The organism is Pyrococcus woesei (genome assembly GCF_050496105.1).
Classification (GTDB): Archaea; Methanobacteriota_B; Thermococci; order Thermococcales; family Thermococcaceae; genus Pyrococcus; species Pyrococcus furiosus.
In genome coordinates this window covers 1,793,163-1,810,083 of record NZ_CP179867.1, presented here as the reverse complement: position 1 = coordinate 1,810,083, position 16,921 = coordinate 1,793,163, and the positions used below count along the sequence as shown (strand labels likewise).

General features: G+C 40.6%; 22 protein-coding genes, 1 other RNA gene and 1 riboswitch. Of the genes, 6 read left to right on the top strand and 17 right to left on the bottom strand.

What is annotated here, in order from left to right; translation table 11 throughout:
• Nucleotides 1–2 precede the first annotated feature (2 nt).
• From ACMFNG_RS10035 to ACMFNG_RS09995, 9 genes are read right to left on the bottom strand one after another with little or no spacing between them, the layout of a single operon-like run.
• A complete protein-coding gene (locus ACMFNG_RS10035; RefSeq protein ID WP_014835411.1) occupies nucleotides 3–350 on the bottom strand; it encodes a hypothetical protein in 348 nt (115 codons plus the stop codon).
• A 1-nt stretch (nucleotide 351) separates the two neighbouring features.
• Entirely contained in the window at nucleotides 352–1,884 is a 1,533-nt protein-coding gene (locus tag ACMFNG_RS10030; protein WP_011012577.1) for a proton-conducting transporter membrane subunit, read from the bottom strand.
• Nucleotides 1,881–2,234, bottom strand: coding sequence for an NADH-quinone oxidoreductase subunit K (locus ACMFNG_RS10025; RefSeq protein WP_011012576.1), 354 nt, complete (start codon nucleotides 2,232–2,234; stop codon nucleotides 1,881–1,883). Before ACMFNG_RS10025 ends, ACMFNG_RS10030 begins: the two co-directional genes overlap by 4 nt.
• Nucleotides 2,231–2,677, bottom strand: coding sequence for a Na(+)/H(+) antiporter subunit B (locus ACMFNG_RS10020; RefSeq protein WP_011012575.1), 447 nt, complete (start codon nucleotides 2,675–2,677; stop codon nucleotides 2,231–2,233). The genes ACMFNG_RS10025 and ACMFNG_RS10020 overlap by 4 nt, the downstream gene beginning before the upstream one ends.
• Nucleotides 2,670–2,969 (bottom strand): hydrogen gas-evolving membrane-bound hydrogenase subunit E, encoded by a 300-nt coding sequence (mbhE, locus tag ACMFNG_RS10015; protein WP_011012574.1) that lies wholly within the window; start codon nucleotides 2,967–2,969, stop codon nucleotides 2,670–2,672. The genes ACMFNG_RS10020 and mbhE overlap by 8 nt, the downstream gene beginning before the upstream one ends.
• On the bottom strand, nucleotides 2,966–3,223 hold the full coding sequence (locus ACMFNG_RS10010; RefSeq protein WP_048059061.1) for a DUF4040 domain-containing protein: 258 nt from the start codon (nucleotides 3,221–3,223) through the stop codon (nucleotides 2,966–2,968). The genes mbhE and ACMFNG_RS10010 overlap by 4 nt, the downstream gene beginning before the upstream one ends.
• On the bottom strand, nucleotides 3,213–3,587 hold the full coding sequence (gene mnhG, locus ACMFNG_RS10005; RefSeq protein ID WP_011012572.1) for a monovalent cation/H(+) antiporter subunit G: 375 nt from the start codon (nucleotides 3,585–3,587) through the stop codon (nucleotides 3,213–3,215). The genes ACMFNG_RS10010 and mnhG overlap by 11 nt, the downstream gene beginning before the upstream one ends.
• The gene (locus tag ACMFNG_RS10000) at nucleotides 3,584–3,838 is read right to left on the bottom strand and encodes a cation:proton antiporter (RefSeq protein WP_011012571.1); all 255 of its coding nucleotides are present in this window, start codon (nucleotides 3,836–3,838) and stop codon (nucleotides 3,584–3,586) included. Before ACMFNG_RS10000 ends, mnhG begins: the two co-directional genes overlap by 4 nt.
• Nucleotides 3,835–4,338 (bottom strand): monovalent cation/H+ antiporter subunit E, encoded by a 504-nt coding sequence (locus tag ACMFNG_RS09995; protein ID WP_011012570.1) that lies wholly within the window; start codon nucleotides 4,336–4,338, stop codon nucleotides 3,835–3,837. The genes ACMFNG_RS10000 and ACMFNG_RS09995 overlap by 4 nt, the downstream gene beginning before the upstream one ends.
• Before the next feature lie 226 nt (nucleotides 4,339–4,564).
• Here ACMFNG_RS09995 and trxB point away from each other — a divergent pair, with 226 nt between their 5' ends.
• Together trxB and ACMFNG_RS09985 are read left to right on the top strand one after the other, a co-directional pair.
• Nucleotides 4,565–5,557, top strand: coding sequence for a thioredoxin-disulfide reductase (gene trxB, locus ACMFNG_RS09990; RefSeq protein WP_014835409.1), 993 nt, complete (start codon nucleotides 4,565–4,567; stop codon nucleotides 5,555–5,557).
• A 107-nt stretch (nucleotides 5,558–5,664) separates the two neighbouring features.
• Nucleotides 5,665–7,029: an acetyl ornithine aminotransferase family protein gene (locus ACMFNG_RS09985; protein WP_011012568.1), complete on the top strand. Its 1,365-nt coding sequence runs from the start codon at nucleotides 5,665–5,667 to the stop codon at nucleotides 7,027–7,029.
• Between the two features lie 650 nt (nucleotides 7,030–7,679).
• On the opposite strand, the gene ACMFNG_RS09980 is transcribed toward ACMFNG_RS09985, so the two are convergent.
• Nucleotides 7,680–8,375 carry a phosphoglycolate phosphatase gene (locus ACMFNG_RS09980; protein ID WP_011012566.1) on the bottom strand — a complete coding sequence of 232 codons (696 nt, stop codon included), beginning with the start codon at nucleotides 8,373–8,375 and terminating at the stop codon, nucleotides 7,680–7,682.
• Nucleotides 8,376–8,487: 112 nt separating this feature from the next.
• Nucleotides 8,488–8,568: riboswitch (Fluoride riboswitch) on the top strand.
• A gap of 21 nt (nucleotides 8,569–8,589) precedes the next feature.
• Here ACMFNG_RS09980 and ACMFNG_RS09975 point away from each other — a divergent pair.
• The 4 genes from ACMFNG_RS09975 (at nucleotide 8,590) to trm5b (ending at nucleotide 11,162) form a co-directional block, all read left to right on the top strand.
• The gene (locus ACMFNG_RS09975) at nucleotides 8,590–9,444 is read left to right on the top strand and encodes a prenyltransferase/squalene oxidase repeat-containing protein (RefSeq protein WP_011012565.1); all 855 of its coding nucleotides are present in this window, start codon (nucleotides 8,590–8,592) and stop codon (nucleotides 9,442–9,444) included.
• On the top strand, nucleotides 9,444–9,584 hold the full coding sequence (locus tag ACMFNG_RS09970; protein WP_014835408.1) for a hypothetical protein: 141 nt from the start codon (nucleotides 9,444–9,446) through the stop codon (nucleotides 9,582–9,584). The genes ACMFNG_RS09975 and ACMFNG_RS09970 overlap by 1 nt, the downstream gene beginning before the upstream one ends.
• Before the next feature lie 151 nt (nucleotides 9,585–9,735).
• Complete coding sequence (locus ACMFNG_RS09965) at nucleotides 9,736–10,152, top strand: hypothetical protein (RefSeq protein WP_011012563.1); 417 nt, start codon at nucleotides 9,736–9,738, stop codon at nucleotides 10,150–10,152.
• Between the two features lie 11 nt (nucleotides 10,153–10,163).
• The gene (gene trm5b / locus ACMFNG_RS09960) at nucleotides 10,164–11,162 is read left to right on the top strand and encodes a tRNA (guanine(37)-N1)-methyltransferase Trm5b (RefSeq protein WP_193328789.1); all 999 of its coding nucleotides are present in this window, start codon (nucleotides 10,164–10,166) and stop codon (nucleotides 11,160–11,162) included.
• On the opposite strand, the gene fen is transcribed toward trm5b, so the two are convergent.
• The 7 genes from fen to ACMFNG_RS09925 form a co-directional block, all read right to left on the bottom strand.
• Complete coding sequence (gene fen, locus ACMFNG_RS09955) at nucleotides 11,152–12,174, bottom strand: flap endonuclease-1 (RefSeq protein ID WP_011012561.1); 1,023 nt, start codon at nucleotides 12,172–12,174, stop codon at nucleotides 11,152–11,154. The genes trm5b and fen overlap by 11 nt on opposite strands.
• A 6-nt stretch (nucleotides 12,175–12,180) precedes the next feature.
• Nucleotides 12,181–12,238: C/D box small nucleolar RNA (locus ACMFNG_RS09950), an RNA gene on the bottom strand.
• 23 nt (nucleotides 12,239–12,261) lie between these two features.
• A complete protein-coding gene (locus ACMFNG_RS09945; RefSeq protein WP_011012560.1) occupies nucleotides 12,262–12,651 on the bottom strand; it encodes a phosphate-starvation-inducible PsiE family protein in 390 nt (129 codons plus the stop codon).
• Nucleotides 12,652–12,675: 24 nt separating this feature from the next.
• Complete coding sequence (locus tag ACMFNG_RS09940; RefSeq protein WP_011012559.1) at nucleotides 12,676–13,665, bottom strand: ABC transporter ATP-binding protein; 990 nt, start codon at nucleotides 13,663–13,665, stop codon at nucleotides 12,676–12,678.
• A 10-nt stretch (nucleotides 13,666–13,675) separates the two neighbouring features.
• The gene (locus ACMFNG_RS09935; protein WP_011012558.1) at nucleotides 13,676–14,656 is read right to left on the bottom strand and encodes an ABC transporter ATP-binding protein; all 981 of its coding nucleotides are present in this window, start codon (nucleotides 14,654–14,656) and stop codon (nucleotides 13,676–13,678) included.
• Nucleotides 14,649–15,800: an ABC transporter permease gene (locus ACMFNG_RS09930; protein WP_011012557.1), complete on the bottom strand. Its 1,152-nt coding sequence runs from the start codon at nucleotides 15,798–15,800 to the stop codon at nucleotides 14,649–14,651. Before ACMFNG_RS09930 ends, ACMFNG_RS09935 begins: the two co-directional genes overlap by 8 nt.
• 11 nt (nucleotides 15,801–15,811) lie before the next feature.
• Nucleotides 15,812–16,810, bottom strand: a complete 999-nt coding sequence (locus ACMFNG_RS09925) for an ABC transporter permease (RefSeq protein WP_011012556.1) — start codon at nucleotides 16,808–16,810, stop codon at nucleotides 15,812–15,814.
• Between the last annotated feature and the right edge of the window lie 111 nt (nucleotides 16,811–16,921).

Here is a 16,921-nt window from a genome sequence, read left to right as displayed (position 1 = left end):
TATCACCCCCTTAGTAGGAGTATAACGAGGATAAATGCAGTTGTCATTAGGAGATAGCTGACATAATCGGGCAGTAATCCAGTATGGTCATTTTTTAGCGTGGCAAAGAACTTCTTCACACCATTTACAAGTCCCCACATTGTGTTTCTTCCTGTGTAGTATCCTTCAAGATGCTCGAATCCTGGGATTACTTTTTCTGGATCCTCACCACTTATGAATATTTTTGTTCCTTCTCCCACTTCCCTTGTTCCCATTCCACTCTTCTTGGCCCATAAGTTCAATAGATATGCAAGTATTAGGCCAATGATAAATACGATGATAAAATAGAGGGGATCCCAGTATCCAAACATTTCATCCACCTCCCATTAAGGATGAAATATAGTCAATTACATCCCAAAGGGCTCTCGCTGTTGGAACCATTATTCTGTCACTTATTTGCCATGGGAAGAAGCCCATGACTATTATTGTCACTACAAGAATTATCATTGGAAGCATCATAGCTATTCCTGGGTCTCTTGCATTCGTGACCTTTTCACTTGGCCTTCCGAAGAATGTGAATAATGCCCTTACATAGGCTGCTGTACAAAACACTGTCCCAATGACAGCAATTGCACCTAATATTGGATTGAACAGAGCTGAGCTTTCGTAGATAAGCCACTTACTTGCAAATCCATTTAGAGGAGGTAGACCAACAATTGCAGCTGCTCCAATCAGAAAGGCAAAGGTTGTTTTTGGCATCGTCTTTGCCAATCCGCTCAGCTCGTTCATGTTTCTAGTTCCAATTTCGTGAATGACAGCACCTGCAACAAGGAAGAGGAGTGCCTTCATTAGCGCATGATTTACAGTGTGGTATATTGCACCTGCCAATGCTATTTCACCTACTCTAGTTCCATAAGCCACCATTCCTATTCCGAGTCCCAGGAGAATGTAGCCAATCTGTCCCACTGAAGAATATGCGAGCAGTCTCTTCAAGTCTTCTTGCACAACTGCCATTGCGTTTCCAACTATTAGAGTAATGCATGCGAAGATTATTATTATCCACCCTATTGTCCCAAGATTTATCGTTGGAGAGAATATGCTGAACACTATCCTTGCTATTGCGTAAATTCCTCCTATCTTAATTACGAGACCTGAAAGCATTGCTGAGATTGAGCTTGGAGCGGCTGGGTGTGCATCTGCTAGCCACATGTGAACTGGAGCAGCACCACTCTTGAAGAGTAATCCACCTATGAAGAGGGCAAGGGCAACTTTCGCTACTATTGTTGGGTTTTCCGCAATCTTTACAGCAAGATAACCCATGGTAAGTGTTCCATATTGCCCATAGAGAAGGGCTATCCCCAGAAGAACAAAGCTACTTGCCAATGACCCTGCAAACATGTACTTTATGCCGGCTTCAATTCCTTCCCATGTGTCATTCCTGAATGCAACAAGTGCATAGCTTGCGATGCTCATTATCTCTAGGAAGACATAGAAGTTGAATATATCTCCAGTTATCGCTATTCCGAGCATCCCAAGCTCTAGTATTAAGATTAGGGTGTAGAACTTCTCTAGTCCAGTGTCGTGCTTCATATACTCAATAGAGTATATGACCGCTAGGAAACTAACGAAAGTCACTATTAGAACCATTAGGGCCCCAAACTTGTCAACTTCCCAGACTATTCTAATTGGGAACGTTGCTTTTCCAAAGGGATTTGGTGCTCCTAACGTATAGACTATTGTCCCTTTGCTCCAGACTTCTCTAAAGACTTGTATTCCGACAATGAGGGTTGCAAAACTTATCATAGACGCCCAAATTTCCTTTGCTTTGCCCTTTAGTAGGCTCACTATAGGCATTGAAAATGCCCCTAAGAGGGGAATGATAATGATGAATGGTAACCAGGTCATCCTCTCAACCTCCTAAGCTTTGTTACATCCAAAGTTCCATAATGCCTGTATGCGTTGACAGTAAGGGCAATAGCTAAGGATAGCACACATACTCCAATAACTATGCTTGTGAGAACTAATGCTTGGGGAATTGGAGCCACCATCGCTCCTCCTTCATACCCGGTGTATATTGGGGCAGTTGGAGGTATTCCGTTTTCCATTCTGTATCCTTCACTTATCAGGAGAAGGTGTATTCCGGAGTCAATTAGGTTGAGAGCAAGTACTAATTTAATCAAGTTCCTCTTGTAAAGTAAGGCGTAAATTCCTAGTAAAATCATAATTGTTGCCGTTAGATATTGAAATGCGATCATGACTTCCACCTCCTAAATACGCTGAGGGCAAATAGAGCTGATACTAGGCCTGTGAACACCTTCAGCCCAACCCCCAAGTTCATTATGGGGAGGAATCCTGCAGACAGAAGAGTCCCAGGAGAGCTATTGAAGATGGGTCCTTCGTGCCATAGAATGTTGTAGAAGAATGCCACACTTAAACCTAGCATTGCTGCTCCCAGGAAGACTAAACCGCCAAGTCCTTCGAGCGCTGAGTATAGATTTTTGTTTATCTTTTCTTTCGCGGCTTTAACTCCAAAGGCGATCAGGAATAGCACTCCAGCTCCGGCTATAGTTGCTCCTCCCTGGAATCCACCACCTGGGGTAAGGTGACCATGCGTAACTATGTAAGCTCCGAATATTCCTATGAAAGGTATCAAAGCCCTCGCGTTAGTTCTAACTATAACTCCCATATCTTCATTCATTCTCCTCCCTCCTCCAGGGTCTTAAGAGTGCCACTGCACCTGCTATGGCCGTAAAGAGAACAGTAGCTTCACCCAAGGTATCGTATCCTCTGTAGTCAAACACTATGTCCGTGACTATGTTTGTTCCCCCCACTTCCTCAATTCCATGTTCAATGTAATAGTTGTCTGTGTATCTGTATTTTAGCCAGTCCTCTCCTCCAACTCCAAACTTTATCCCGTATTCTGGGCTTAGGGCCACCAAAAGGCTAGCAAATATTACAAGCAATGAAAGGAATCCTAAAGCTCTTTTCATGGGGCTTCACGCTCCCATCTCTCTGTTTTTGAGATGGCATACATAACCAAAGCAGTAACAACCCCAGCCCCAACTGCAGCTTCAGCTATGGCAACATCTGGAGCGTGGAGCATGTAGAATTCCAAGCTCAAGAGTAGGCTCATGGCTGCAGAAGCCAATACTGCAACAAGGAGGTCTCTTGTAACGATCATTAAGACTGAGGAAAGTATAATTCCTCCCAATACGATGAACTGAATAATCATGTCAAGATTCATTTTTCTCACCCCTTTCTTTTTCGAGATATGCATCAACAACAGCTCTCTTTGGTAGATACCCTGTCTTGTGTGCTGCCTTTGCTATTGCGTGGGCACCAACTGGGTTAGTTAATAGCAATGCTAACATTGCAACAAAGCTGTGTATTGCCATCTGGAGGTACTTTGGATTTCCTGTGGCTTGAAGTTTCACTATTGCGTGTGTTATGACAGCTAAAGCGGCGAAGATCGTTCCGAAGGTTGTACATTTTGTTGCTCCATGAAGCCTTGTATAAACGTCCGGAAATCTGTGGAGGGCTATGCTCCCAAGCATGTTAAAGGTAACACTAATTCCCAGGAATGCTATTATGAGATAATATGCAATCATTGCAATCCCCCCTGCAGATATTTTGCTATAACAAGGGTTCCGACATAGCTTAGAAGAGCGTATACTATCGCTATGTCAATGTATATTGCTCTTTCATAAGCTGCCCCCAGGAGAAGCATTATCGCAACAATGAGGGTGTTTAGCGTATCGACCGCAACAACTCTATCTGGGACTGTGGGGCCTAAGGCTAGTCTGATGAATGTTATGATTCCGGCAATTCCTATTAGGAGAGTTGCATAAAAGAATATCATGCCCCTAACCTCCTAGCCCATTTTTCAAATGGTCCAGAGACGGGTTCTGAGTTTTCAGGCCATTCTAAACCTTCTGGAATGTTTATCCAGTGAACGTAGAGAGCTTTCTCCTCTGGGCATGCTTCAACGGTTAGGGTACCTGGGGTGAGGGTTATTGAGTTGGACAAAATTGTGTACTGAGCATCGTTCTCTAACTCTACTGGAACTCTAACAATTCCGGGCCTTATTTTCCCTGTGATAACTCTGTAAGCGACATCTAAGTTTGCTTTTACCATTCCCCAGAATAGGACAGGAGCATAAGCAACAAATAGTATCCATTTTACTGGATTTAAGAACCGTGAGGCTTTTTCTCCGATAATGTTTCTGGTTGAATACCCTACTATTGAGGCAAATATCAGTCCAGCTATGAGTTCCTGGGTACTCCATAGCATTCCTTTACTCCCTGCTGTTAAAACAAGCCAGAGGAAGTAAGCCCATATAAATGCTGTTATGAAGGACATCGCCAAACCTCCTTAACATTTGGTTTGAAACGGTATTTTAGTGCCATATTTTCCTCTCTCCAAATTCGTATTGGCTTTGAAACATTAAAAAGGTTTTTTTGAAGCATTGAATTGAAAATAAAGGTATTTAACTTTTGGTTTATAACATATGTTTTATGGAATTACTCACAAATGTTCCAAAATGCTTTTAAGTAGGCACCACCAAGTTAGGGCAGGAGGTGAGGACATGTTCAGTTTAGGAGGATTAACAAAGAGTAGTGTTGATACTAGCAAAGTATGGGATGTTATTATCATCGGAGCTGGTCCAGCTGGATACACAGCAGCAATTTATGCTGCAAGATTTGGACTTGATACACTCATCATCACAAAAGATCTTGGTGGAAATATGGCATTGACAGACCTAATAGAAAATTATCCAGGATTTCCAGAAGGGATAAGTGGAGCAGAGCTTTCAAAAAGAATGTACGAGCAAGTAAGGAAGTATGGGGTAGATGTAATTTTTGATGAAGTAGTAAGAATTGACCCAGCCGAATGTGCATATTATGAAGGACCATGTAAGTTCACAATAAAGACTGCAAACGGTATGGAATATAAGTCGAGAACTGTGATAATAGCCGTTGGAGCAGAACCAAGGAAATTAAACGTCCCAGGAGAGAAAGAGTTCACTGGTAGGGGAGTTAGCTACTGTGCTACCTGTGATGGCCCTCTATTTGTTGGTAAAGAGGTAATTGTTGTTGGTGGAGGAAATACTGCCTTACAGGAGGCTCTATATCTTCACAGTATAGGAGTTAAAGTTACCTTGGTTCACAGAAGAGATAAATTCAGGGCAGATAAGATACTTCAAGATAGATTTAGGGAGGCAGGAATTCCTGCGATACTTAACACCGTTGTTACTGAAATTAGAGGAAAAGATAAAGTGGAAAGTGTAGTTCTGAAGAACGTTAAGACAGGAGAAACATTCGAGAAAAAAGTTGATGGTGTGTTTATCTTTATCGGATACGAGCCAAAGACAGACTTTGTAAAACATCTGGGGATCACTGATGAATACGGCTATATAAAGGTAGATATGTACATGAGGACAAAGGTTCCTGGTATATTTGCAGCAGGAGACATCACAAATGTTTTCAAGCAGATTGCAGTTGCAGTGGGACAAGGAGCCATAGCTGCCAACTCTGCAAAAGAATTCCTAGAGAACTGGAACAAAAAGGATGTTGAGTAATTCTTCTCCTGGTCTTCCTTATTTTTCGAAAATTTTTCGAACAAAAGTGCTCATTTTCGAGCTTAAGGTTAAAAGTGTGCTCATCCACTATTTCCTGGTGATGAAATATGGAGTTAAGGCCAAATGTTAAAGAAATCCCAGGTCCAAAGGCGAGAGAAATAATAGAGAAACACCACAAATACATGGCAACTACCACCAATGATCCCAATGAGTACTTCTTAGTTATTGAGAGAGCGGAGGGAGTTTACTGGATTGATGTGGATGGAAATGTAATCCTCGACTTCTCTTCAGGAATTGGTGTTCTCAATGTTGGATTAAGGAATCCTAGGGTTGTTGAGGCCATAAAGAAGCAGTTGGACTTAGTTCTTCATGCTGCTGGAACAGACTACTATAATCCATATCAAGTTGCCTTGGCAGAAAAGCTTGTTCAAATAACACCTGGAGATTTCGAGAAGAAAGTATTCTTGAGCAACAGTGGAACTGAGGCCAACGAGGCAGCACTAAAGATAGCAAAGTGGTCCACAAACAGAAAGATGTTCATTGCATTTATAGGGGCATTCCACGGAAGAACTCATGGAACAATGAGCCTCACCGCTAGTAAGCCCGTTCAGAGGAGCAGGATGTTCCCAACAATGCCTGGTGTTGAGCACGTTCCTTATCCAAACCCATACAGAAATCCCTGGCACATTGATGGTTATGAGAACCCAGACGAACTCATAAATAGAGTTCTGGAGTACATAGAGGAATATCTCTTTAGTCACTATGTTCCAGCAGAAGAGGTTGCAGGAATAGTCTTTGAGCCAATTCAGGGAGAGGGTGGTTACGTCGTTCCCCCAAGGAACTTCTTCAAGGAACTAAAGAAGCTGGCTGACAAGTACGGCATACTCTTAATTGATGACGAGGTTCAAATGGGAATTGGTAGAACTGGAAAGATGTGGGCAATTGAGCACTTTGGAATAGCCCCAGATATCATCACTACAGCAAAGGCTCTTGGTGGAGGCATTCCAATTGGAGCTACAATCTTCAGAAAGGATTTGGACTTTGGAGTTAGTGGAGTGCACAGCAATACCTTTGGAGGAAATGCCGTAGCCGCAGCAGCTGCACTTGCAGTAATGGAGGAGTTGGAGAATGGATTGTTAGAGAATGTCCAGAAATTAGAGCCCCTGTTCAGGGAGAGACTTGAAGAAATGAAGGAGAAGTATGAGATCATAGGAGATGTCAGAGGTATAGGCCTTGCATGGGGTGTAGAATTCGTAAAGGACAGAAAGACCAAGGAATATGCAACTAAGGAGAGAAATGAAGTAGTAGTTGAGGCTCTTAAGAGAGGTCTAGCATTGCTAGGGTGTGGAAAGAGTGCCATAAGACTAATTCCACCACTAATAATCAGCGAAGAGGAGGCCAAGATAGGACTTGACATATTTGAGGAAGCAATAAGGGTAGTCAGTGAGAGGTATGGATATAAGATCCACTAGTCTCTTCTAAACTTTTCTTTGATTCTACATATTTTTTCTTATCTAATGGAAAATTATTGGCGTTTTCGAGTAGAGCATTAATAAATTCGGCCTGTTCTTTGCTCCAAATTTCGTTAGGAGTTCTCTTTAACTACTCAACATAGAGCTTTATGTATTCTATCCTCTCACTCATTTCTCTATTCAATTGGATTCACCCCTAATTTTTTGCAGAATCTTTTGAGTTTTTCTCTATCTATAACATCTTTAAATAGCTCATAAAGGAAATATGCGTCTTCATAGTCCTTATCACTTCCTAGATAAAGTTTGTATGCTATCTGAAGTTCTATTGGTGGAATATAAACGTTTAATTTTCCTGCTTTAACGAGGATCCTTTCTTTCAGGGCTATTAAGTGAATTTCATTTTCTTGGAAACTTTACTTCAAGATTTGGGAATATTTTGCCCTTTTTTGATATCCTTAAGGGCAAACCTTCTTGAAGCATTTCATAAAGGTCTTTGGGATTGTCTCCATTTAAGAATTCAAAATTAGAGGAGATGAAGTCATTATATAATTTTTTGAATTTTTCAAATGATATTCTGGCAATTATTGTATCTATATCTTCGGTTCCTCTTGCTCTCTTGAAGGAACTTAATGTTCATGGAGTCCTCCCCTTTATATGTATCCAAATTTTTCTAATATGTGGTATATTGCCTCTGCTCCTCCTTTTCCATATTCATTTTGTGTTATATAATCTGCATTTTCTTTAAGAATTTTCGGAGCTTGGGCAACGGCAATTCTGTACCCAACAACTTTGAAAGCGTCAAGATCATTTTCTCCATCTCCAACATGAGCAACTTCTTTTGGATTTAGCCCCAGTAGTTCACACGCCTTTTCTATTCCACTTCCTTTATTTATCCAAGGCTTCTTCACATGGATTGCAAATCCTGAATCAACGGCCACTAAATTTAAGTTGAGCTCCTTAATGAGCTTTCTTACCGTTTCAACATCTATCGTCTCTCTCATAATCACTAAACCTGCTCTTCTGTCTGGCATTGTGTGACTAGTTTTTACGTTGGGAAACCTCTTCTTTAGCTCACCCCAAAGTATCCATTCTTCATCCATACTAGTTAGGAAAATTCTTTTCTTTTTGTAAGAAATTGCTCCTCCATCTTCAGCAACCACAGGTCCAGAAGTTCCTATTAAGATGCTTGCAGCCTCCGCAAATTGAACCGTATTGCCAGTTACTAGCATAATTGGAACTCCAAGACTTTCCGCTTTTCTTATTGCTTGTAATGCCTCTTCATGAATCATTCTATTCGGATAAGTGATCGTCCCATCAATGTCTAAAGAGATTGCTTTTATCTTCATTCTCTCACCCCTCTGATCTAATAATCTAAAAACTTTTAAAATAATTGGGGAAAGCAAGAGTGGAACCGTGGTCGATGAACTGAAACCGGTGACGGGAGTAGGTTAGGCCACGGTTCTTTGGGGTGATGGCGCCCGCCCGGGGCTTCGAGCCCGAACCGCCTCCCGTTGGGAGGCTGATGGCGCCTATTCTGTAGAACTTGAGGGAGGTGGCAATATGGGCTCGAAGCTCTCTAGGTACATAAATTTGGAAAAGGTTTTGAACTATATTGAGAAAAGGCGTCATGAGGATGGAGGTTACTGTTTTGTCTCCCAACTTGATGATACAAACATAAATGATACCTACTATGCCGTAAAGATATATTCACTCCTGGGAATTGAAGTTCCAGAAAAAGAAAAGACAATTGAGTTCCTTTATAGCTCAGCCAAACCACAGGCTGCTACTGTTGCTATTGCCATGGCAGTTGAGGCGCTTTCAATTTTAGGAGCTAAGAACTTGGCAGAGGAGAAAATGAATCTATTGTTCAAAAAATATAATCCCATGGAGGATAAGTTTGCAGTAGGTCTTGGAGGGAGTGAGGAGTTTGGTACAGCAACACCTTTGGAGGCAACTTATTGGGTAATGAGAGCTATGAAGGCAGTAAACTACAATCCCTCTAATGAAATGAGAAAGGGAATCATAGAGTTTGTGCATAAATTCAAGCTGGGAGATGCATATGGAGTAACACATCCAACTACCACAATGACTTACCAGGCTCTCTACACTCTAGATTTCCTAGGAATAAGGGAAGATACAAGACACTTTGAACTTTGTGAAGTTTGTGGAGACTGGGGAGGCTTTACTGAAGTGCCCAATTCACTACCTCCATATATAGAGCCAACATTCTATGCTCTAAGGGGATTAGAACTGCTGGGAAGGAAAGCAAAATGCATTGAGGCTCATATTAAGTTCATAAGGTCTCTACAAAATCAAAATGGTGGGTTTAGGAGAAGTTATGAATTAGGTATATCAAACTTTCAGAATACCTATAGAGCATTGGCAAGCCTTGATATATTGCTAAGGTGGCTATGATGGAAATCTGGGTGAATGAAGAAGAATTTGAAGCAATAAAAAAGAACAAAGAGAAGGGCTTGGAATTGCTTAAAGACAGGGAAATGTTTAGGTCTTATTTGCTCTCTTTGAGATTTAAATTTTTATGTAAAAAAAATTAGCAAGTCTAGAGAGAAAGCTTGCTGAGATTGAAGAAAGTTATAAAGAACTGAAGATATTCGAAGAGAAGGCCATAGTGGACAAGGAACTTTTGATGAGAATTAGAGAAGAACTTTCTGCTGAGAACTCAAAAACTAAGGGGCGTGCTAAGAAATGAAAGTAGTATTCAAGAAAAGTAGATTTGCTAAAATAACTATTGAAATCTCGGATTTTGTTATCAATATTTCTAACGAGCTTGATTTCTCTCTTGAAAAAGTTCTTAGAGAAATTTTCATAAAAGGAAATATTGAGTTTGAAGAGCATACAGAAAAGGAAATTAAAGAGCTCGAGAAAAAAGTTGAGATACTAGAGAAAAGGCTATATGAAGTCGAGGGTAAGTGGTCATCTTTGAAATTTAAGCTTTTTCAAATCTCTTCAGATAATAGGAACCTTGCAATTCAAGTTTCTGGATTAATGGCTGAAAATAAAAGGTTAAGGGAAATTTTAAATTTGCCTAAGAGAGACTTCAGAAAAGTGGAAGACATTGTAAAATACTATCTAAACATAAAGATTGAAAAAGAGAGGAGATAAATCCAAGTATGATGGTGTTGGCAGTTAAGGTTCCAACGAAGTTGGGAGAGCAAGTTCGAAGAAAGCTCATCGAATTGGGTAAATTTGACGAAAGGTATAAAATAAGAAGAGAGGGAGGTTTTCTTCTAATTCCTGTGAAGGAACCTATAGAAGGATTTGAGATAATTGAAGCTGACCTTGAACCTAAAGAAATAAGGCCCAGGAGCTACAAAGAAGTCGTTAATATCCCCGAAGAGTTAAGAAGGTATCTTCCCACTTCATTTGATATAATTGGTGATCTTGCAGTAGTTGAGATTCCAGAGGAGCTAAAAGGGTATGAAAAGGAAATTGGAAAAGCTATTCTTAAAGTTCACAAAGGCATTCGAGGTGTCTTCGCTAAAGGGAGCAAAATCGTGGGAGAATATAGGGTTAGAGAACTAATCCACTTAGCTGGAGAAAATAGAACTGAAACTCTCCATAAAGAGAATGGGATTCGATTGAAGTTAGATATTTCAAAAGTGTATTTCTCTCCGAGATTAGCTACAGAAAGAATGCGGGTTTTCAACATGGCTAAAGAGGGAGAGGTTGTATTTGACATGTTTGCCGGGGTTGGCCCATATTCTATTCTTCTCTCAAGGAAAGCAAAGCTTGTTTTTGCATGTGACATTAACCCCTGGGCTATAAAGTATCTAGAAGAAAATATTAGATTAAACAAGTCCTTCAATGTGATTCCAATACTAGGAGACGTTCGAAAAGTATCTGGCTTAATAAAAGCTGATCGTATAATAATGAACCTTCCTAAATTTGCTAAAGATTTCTTGCCTTATGCCTTTGAGAGCGCTAAACCTGGGAGCGTAATTCACTACTATGGGTTTGGTCCCGAAAGTGATCCCTATGGGGAACATATAAAGGAGATCGAGAAAGTGGCAAATGAATTTAGCTTTAAAATTGAGATATTGGGAAAGAGAATAGTTAGAAACTATGCACCGCGTCAGTATAACATTGCAATAGACTTTAAGGTTATCTCTTGAACCAACTTTCAAGGGTTGATTGTTTTCCACTTTTGATTGCCTTCTTAAGCCTCTCTAATCCATTCTTTACTCTTTCCTCACTAAAGTCATGCTCGTCACATAAGAACTTTAGTATTCCCTCTTCGTCGGGATCTCTCCACACTAAATTGTAGTTATCTGTGACTGGTGGGTTTAGGAAGAACTCTTTTATTGCATATAAATCCACATCGCTTTGCTTTTGGAACTTTGCTAGCGGATCTTTTGAGTGTCTAACAATCTCTAAAGCTTTTTTAAGGCCTATGCCCTTTATTCCTCCTGGGTTGTAGTCTGTTCCAACGAGGATTGCTAGTTCAATGAGCTTTTCTCTTGTTAGCTTTAATTCCTTGAGTACTTCCTCCAAAATTATCAACTCGGGCTTTATCTCGACGTAGACATTTTTCCCAGGCAACTTTCTTTTTCCTGTTATTGTTAAGTTTCTAACAAGTCTTGGAGCTCCAAAAAGTAGGGAATCGTAATCTTGACTAGCCGATGCATACACGCTCCCCTTTGCGGCCATATATGCAGCTTGGGCCTCTCCCTCGCTAGGTGCTTGAACTATAGGAATTCCCATAAGCTCTAAGAGTTTTTTTGCATCCTCGATGAGCATTTCATTTACCCTGGTTGCTCTTTGGGCATATTTTCTTGCTTCCTCTATCTCTCCTTTTTCAAGTGCTTCTCTCCACTTTTCTTCAGCTTCCTCTCTCGCTTCTCTTCTTTTTTCGAGCTCTTTCTTTTTGAATTCTGGAGGTTCTCCATCAAAAACATACACAGGTTTTATTCCAGCCTCCATTAGGTTTATTGTCCTGTAAAAGAGCCCGCTTAGGTGGGAGGTTATTCTACCCTTTGAATCCATAAGTGGAGTTCCATCTTTCTGTCTTATTGTGGACAAAAATTGGTAGATTGCATTAAGAGCGTCGATTGCGATTTTTTTCCCGTATAGGTTTTCTAACTCAATTTCTTTTCTTGGTATAATCTCACCAATTGGGACACCCATACTATCACCTCAGCCTACCGGTGTGCTCATCACCTCTCAGTTGAGGGGAAGGATCATCATCAGATATACAATCCTTATTTTAGAAAATTAATCTTTTTCTATAGTTTCCAACCTAGTGTATATCCATCCGAGAGCTAAGATCATTAGTGCAAAGGCAAATAAGACAAGTGGATCGGCTTTTTCCGTGTCTTTAGTTGATATGACGATTTTTCTAATTATTGCCACGATCCCAAGCTCAGCAACCCTCCTCATACTTACATGGTGCTCTTTCAGATATAGGGAGAGCAACTCGTACATTTCTAAGAGGATTAGTGCCATTAAAAATTCTTCAAGACTTCCTTCCAGATTTCCAGCAAATAAGTATTTGAAACCATTTATTATACTGACTCCTAAAAGTACTATTGCAAGAATTACTAATATGCCAGTAACGATGTCAAATGCAAGATCCAAAGCTTTAATAGCCTTTCTTCTCACCATAAACAAAATTAAGAAAATGAAAATTTAAGCTTTTGCATATAGCCAACAAGCAACGTAGTGATCCTTCTCGACTTCCACCATAGGAGGCTCTTTCTTATCACATACTCCTGCCTTAAAGTATGGACATCTTGGGTGGAACCTACAGCCGCTTGGTGGATTTATTGGGCTTGGTGGTTCTCCTGTTACTTTCATCCTCTTTTTCTTCATTTCTCTAGCTATATCTGGATCTGGAATCGGAATTGCTGAAAAGAGCATTTGGGTGTATGGATGCAGTGGATTTTCAAAGAGTTTATCAGCAGGGCCTACTTCCACTAGCTTACCCAAGTACATAACTCCTATTCTATTGCTCATGTACTTCACTACACCTAAGTCGTGACTTATGAAGAGGTATGTGAATCCATATTCCTTCTGCAGGTCTTTGAGCATGTTCAAGATGTTCGCTTGAACTGAAACATCTAATGCTGAGGTAGGCTCATCTAGAACTATGAACTCTGGCCTTAAAGCAAGTATTCTAGCTAAGGCGATTCTTTGTCTTTGACCTCCGGAAAATTCATGAGGATATCTGTATAAGTGGGTCTCATTAAGTCCTACACTTTCTAACAGTTTAATGACAAACTCCTCAGGATCGTCCACCTGAATGCCGTGGAACTTCACAGGTTCCATAATTATCTCAAATACGGTCTGCCTAGGATTTAATGAAGAATAAGGATCTTGGAACATTATTTGGGCCTTCCTCCTGAACCATTTAAGTTCTTCACCTTTAAGCTTAGTTACATCTTTGCCCATGAATATGATTTTCCCATCTGTAGGCTCGATGAGCCTTAAGATTGTTCTACCTGTTGTAGTCTTTCCACACCCACTCTCCCCTACTAGTCCGAAGGTTTCTCCTCTCCTTATCTCGAAGCTAACGCCATCTACAGCTTTGACCCATCCAATTGTCCTTATAAGTCCCCTCACTGGAAAGTACTTTTTGAGGTTTTCAACCTTCAGCACAACGTCTCTGTCATATTCCATAAGAATCACCTCAATATAAGTGGCATGCAACAAAATGCCCTGGCTCGATTTCTTTAAGCTCAGGCACTTTCTGCTTACAAACCTCCATGGCCTTTGGACATCTTGGGTGGAATCTACAGCCGCTTGGTGGATTAATGAGGTTTGGAACTGTTCCAGGAATTGCTTCTAACTTCTCTATTTTTGTCATTGGGTTTGGAACTGCTTTCAATAATCCTTGAGTGTAGGGATGAAGAGGATTCTTGAATATCTGGTCCACACTTCCAATTTCAACGATTTTTCCTGCATACATAACTGCAACTCTATCAGCCGTCTCTGCAACAACTCCCAGGTTGTGGGTAATTAGAATTATTGTAGCATTGTACTCTCTCTTCATCTTATCTAGTAACTCCAAAATTTGTGCCTGAACAGTCACGTCCAAAGCAGTAGTTGGCTCATCGGCTATCAAGATTCTTGGATTGTTAGAGACACCTATCCCTATGACAACTCTCTGCTTCATTCCACCTGAGAGTTCGTGCGGATAATTCTTGACTCTTCTCTCTGGATCTGGTATTAGAACGGATTTTAGGATTTGGATTGCCTTTTGAATTCCCTCTTTTATATTCGAGATTTTCCCATGTACTTCCATTGCTTCGGCAATTTGGTGTCCAACAGTGTATAGTGGGTCAAGTGAAGCATGAGGATCTTGGAATATGTAGGCTATTTCGTTTCCTCTAATCTTTCTTATCTCTTCTTCGCTTAGCTTTAGTAAATCCACGACACTTCCGTCATCTCTGTAATATAGAACTTGACCTTCAACTATTCTACCTGGGCTCTCTATTAGTTGAGTTAGGGCCCTTGAGGTTACGCTCTTTCCACACCCCGTTTCTCCAACCAAGGCGAAAGTCTCTCCTTTGTACACGTCGAAAGACACTTTTTCTATGGCTTTAACTATTCCAGCGTAAGTATAAAAGTGAACAGTTAGATTTCTAACTTGGAGGATGGGCTCAGGCACTTTTCTCACCCTCCTTCTTCTTTACCTTGAACTCTATGCTTCTTCTGGTCTTTGGATCCAGGATATCTCTTAGGCCATCACCAAGTAAGTTCCATCCAAGCGCTGTTAAGAGAACTACCAATCCTGGGTAAAACACTAGCCACCAGCACCTTGGGAAGTACTGGGCTCCATCGTATACTATTCTTCCCCAGTCTGCAATTGGTGGTGTTGCACCGAGTCCCAGGAAGCTTAGTCCAGCTTCCATTAAAACTACGCTACCGAAATCTAGGGTTATGTACACTAATATTGGCCCAATGATGTTTGGCAGGATGTGCTTGAAGAGTATAGTTCTTGTTGGAAGGCCAATTGCTCTAGCAGCTTCGATATATAATTTTTCTCTCTCAGCCAACGTTGAACCTCTAGTGATTCTTGCGTATCCTGGCCACCATACTATAATCATTGCCACTATAACAGCAAGCAACCTTCCAAGGTTCCCTGCTTCTCTCTGGTCTAGAGCAAAGATTGCCAGCACTATTTTCTCTAGAATAGGATGTGCTGAGATAAACTCTTGTAGTCTCTCAGGTAATACTGCCGAAAGTGCTATTGCCAAGATTAACGCTGGAAAAGACAGGAACATGTCAGTTATACGCATTATTAGTTCGTCTATCTTTCCTCCGTAATATCCTGCAATTAGTCCCAAAATTATTCCCAGGGGGACTCCCAAGATAATAACTATTATTGAAATTACAAAGCTCGTCCTTGCTCCTTGTAGGATCAAACTTAATAGATCTCTTCCATAATGATCGGAGCCTAACGGATAAGTTATTACTGCGTTATTATAGTACTCTAGCACCGCTTTACTCCCAGGGGGTACGAGATAAACTTGGTCATAGTTGCTTGTATATAATGTTGGCATGAAGTTGTACTTCCAAGGAGCTAGATACGGTCCAAAGATTCCCAGGAAGATAAAAATCATTACAAGAAACAGTCCTATTAATGCTGGAGGTGACCTGTTTAAGGCATAAAGCATTAATCTCCATTCTTCAAGCTTTGACCTGTTTTTTTCCATCCAGCCTTTTTTAAATAAACTTATGAACTTTCCAAGACCATAAACGAATTTATCGGCAAGTTTGTCAAGTATAGACTTCTTATACTCTTCCTGCATTTGAAATCACCTCAGTATCTAACCCTTGGATCTATTATAGCATAGAGTATATCAACGACGAGGTTAGTTACCACGTAGATTATAGCGTATATGAAAGTTATAGCTACCACGACTGGGAAGTCTAAGTTTTGAATGGATTGTACCGCATAACTACCCATTCCTGGGAGCCCAAACACAGTCTCAGTAATTGGTGTTCCTCCAAGAAGTCCACCGAATTGGAGGCCGAGCACAGTAACTATCGGAACTAATGCATTCTTTAGGGCGTGCCTATAAAGCCTAAGCTTTGGTACTCCTTTGGCCTTCAAAAACTGAACAAAGTCTGAGCTAAGTGCCTCAAGGAAACTATTTCTCACGAATCTAGCTGTTACTCCCATTCCCAGGAAGCCAAGAGTGAAGCCTGGGAGCCAGAATCTTGCTAAGTGTTGCTTAAACAGTGCAAAATCGCCCCTTAGTAAAGCATCTATCATGGGAACTCCCGTAATCTTTGGTGGAAATGGTGGGACACCTGCTATTGTGGTAATTCTGTATTTCACAAAGAAGACGTACAGCATTAGGTATCCTAGCCAAAATGCTGGAGTTGAAACACCCAGGAGGGCAAATATTCTTACCACTGTGTCTATCCATGTATTCCTTTTAAGGGCAGAGATTATTCCTAGTGGAATTCCTACGAGAAGAATGAAGACAAACGCTATTATTGCCAACTGAAAAGTTACTGGAAATCTTTTTCCAACGTCATACATAACAGGGTTTGACGTTCTGGGGTCGATAATTGTATTTGTAAGTAGTCCTTTCATTAAAAAGATATACTGATCATACCAAGGCTTGTCTAGGTGATATTCTCTTATTATCCTTTCAATTGCAGCTTGAGTTGCTTTCTCTCCTCCTGCCCATGCCTTGGCTGGATCTGCTGGTATTTTATATGCTATTAGAAATACTATTATTGTAACTCCTATTATTGTTGGAATAAAAGTTAGTAGCCTCCTAATTAAGAATTTCTTGAGGTTCGCCATCTATGTCCCTCCATGTTCATTGTCGCATTAAAATTTTCGTCTAAACTTTTTTGTCAACAAAATAAAAATCCTTCGGTATATGAAAAGACAGAAAGACAAAAGAAAAATAGG

Bases quoted from the DNA above. Each gene is read 5' to 3' on its own strand.
- ACMFNG_RS10035 (WP_014835411.1), bottom strand. From the start codon at position 350: ATGTTTGGATACTGGGATCCCCTCTATTTTATCATCGTATTTATCATT.
- ACMFNG_RS10030 (WP_011012577.1), bottom strand. From the start codon at position 1,884: ATGACCTGGTTACCATTCATCATTATCATTCCCCTCTTAGGGGCATTT.
- ACMFNG_RS10025 (WP_011012576.1), bottom strand. From the start codon at position 2,234: ATGATCGCATTTCAATATCTAACGGCAACAATTATGATTTTACTAGGA.
- ACMFNG_RS10020 (WP_011012575.1), bottom strand. From the start codon at position 2,677: ATGAATGAAGATATGGGAGTTATAGTTAGAACTAACGCGAGGGCTTTG.
- mbhE (WP_011012574.1), bottom strand. From the start codon at position 2,969: ATGAAAAGAGCTTTAGGATTCCTTTCATTGCTTGTAATATTTGCTAGC.
- ACMFNG_RS10010 (WP_048059061.1), bottom strand. From the start codon at position 3,223: ATGAATCTTGACATGATTATTCAGTTCATCGTATTGGGAGGAATTATA.
- mnhG (WP_011012572.1), bottom strand. From the start codon at position 3,587: ATGATTGCATATTATCTCATAATAGCATTCCTGGGAATTAGTGTTACC.
- ACMFNG_RS10000 (WP_011012571.1), bottom strand. From the start codon at position 3,838: ATGATATTCTTTTATGCAACTCTCCTAATAGGAATTGCCGGAATCATA.
- ACMFNG_RS09995 (WP_011012570.1), bottom strand. From the start codon at position 4,338: ATGTCCTTCATAACAGCATTTATATGGGCTTACTTCCTCTGGCTTGTT.
- trxB (WP_014835409.1), top strand. From the start codon at position 4,565: ATGTTCAGTTTAGGAGGATTAACAAAGAGTAGTGTTGATACTAGCAAA.
- ACMFNG_RS09985 (WP_011012568.1), top strand. From the start codon at position 5,665: ATGGAGTTAAGGCCAAATGTTAAAGAAATCCCAGGTCCAAAGGCGAGA.
- ACMFNG_RS09980 (WP_011012566.1), bottom strand. From the start codon at position 8,375: ATGAAGATAAAAGCAATCTCTTTAGACATTGATGGGACGATCACTTAT.
- ACMFNG_RS09975 (WP_011012565.1), top strand. From the start codon at position 8,590: ATGGGCTCGAAGCTCTCTAGGTACATAAATTTGGAAAAGGTTTTGAAC.
- ACMFNG_RS09970 (WP_014835408.1), top strand. From the start codon at position 9,444: ATGGAAATCTGGGTGAATGAAGAAGAATTTGAAGCAATAAAAAAGAAC.
- ACMFNG_RS09965 (WP_011012563.1), top strand. From the start codon at position 9,736: ATGAAAGTAGTATTCAAGAAAAGTAGATTTGCTAAAATAACTATTGAA.
- trm5b (WP_193328789.1), top strand. From the start codon at position 10,164: ATGGTGTTGGCAGTTAAGGTTCCAACGAAGTTGGGAGAGCAAGTTCGA.
- fen (WP_011012561.1), bottom strand. From the start codon at position 12,174: ATGGGTGTCCCAATTGGTGAGATTATACCAAGAAAAGAAATTGAGTTA.
- ACMFNG_RS09945 (WP_011012560.1), bottom strand. From the start codon at position 12,651: ATGGTGAGAAGAAAGGCTATTAAAGCTTTGGATCTTGCATTTGACATC.
- ACMFNG_RS09940 (WP_011012559.1), bottom strand. From the start codon at position 13,665: ATGGAATATGACAGAGACGTTGTGCTGAAGGTTGAAAACCTCAAAAAG.
- ACMFNG_RS09930 (WP_011012557.1), bottom strand. From the start codon at position 15,800: ATGCAGGAAGAGTATAAGAAGTCTATACTTGACAAACTTGCCGATAAA.
- ACMFNG_RS09925 (WP_011012556.1), bottom strand. From the start codon at position 16,810: ATGGCGAACCTCAAGAAATTCTTAATTAGGAGGCTACTAACTTTTATT.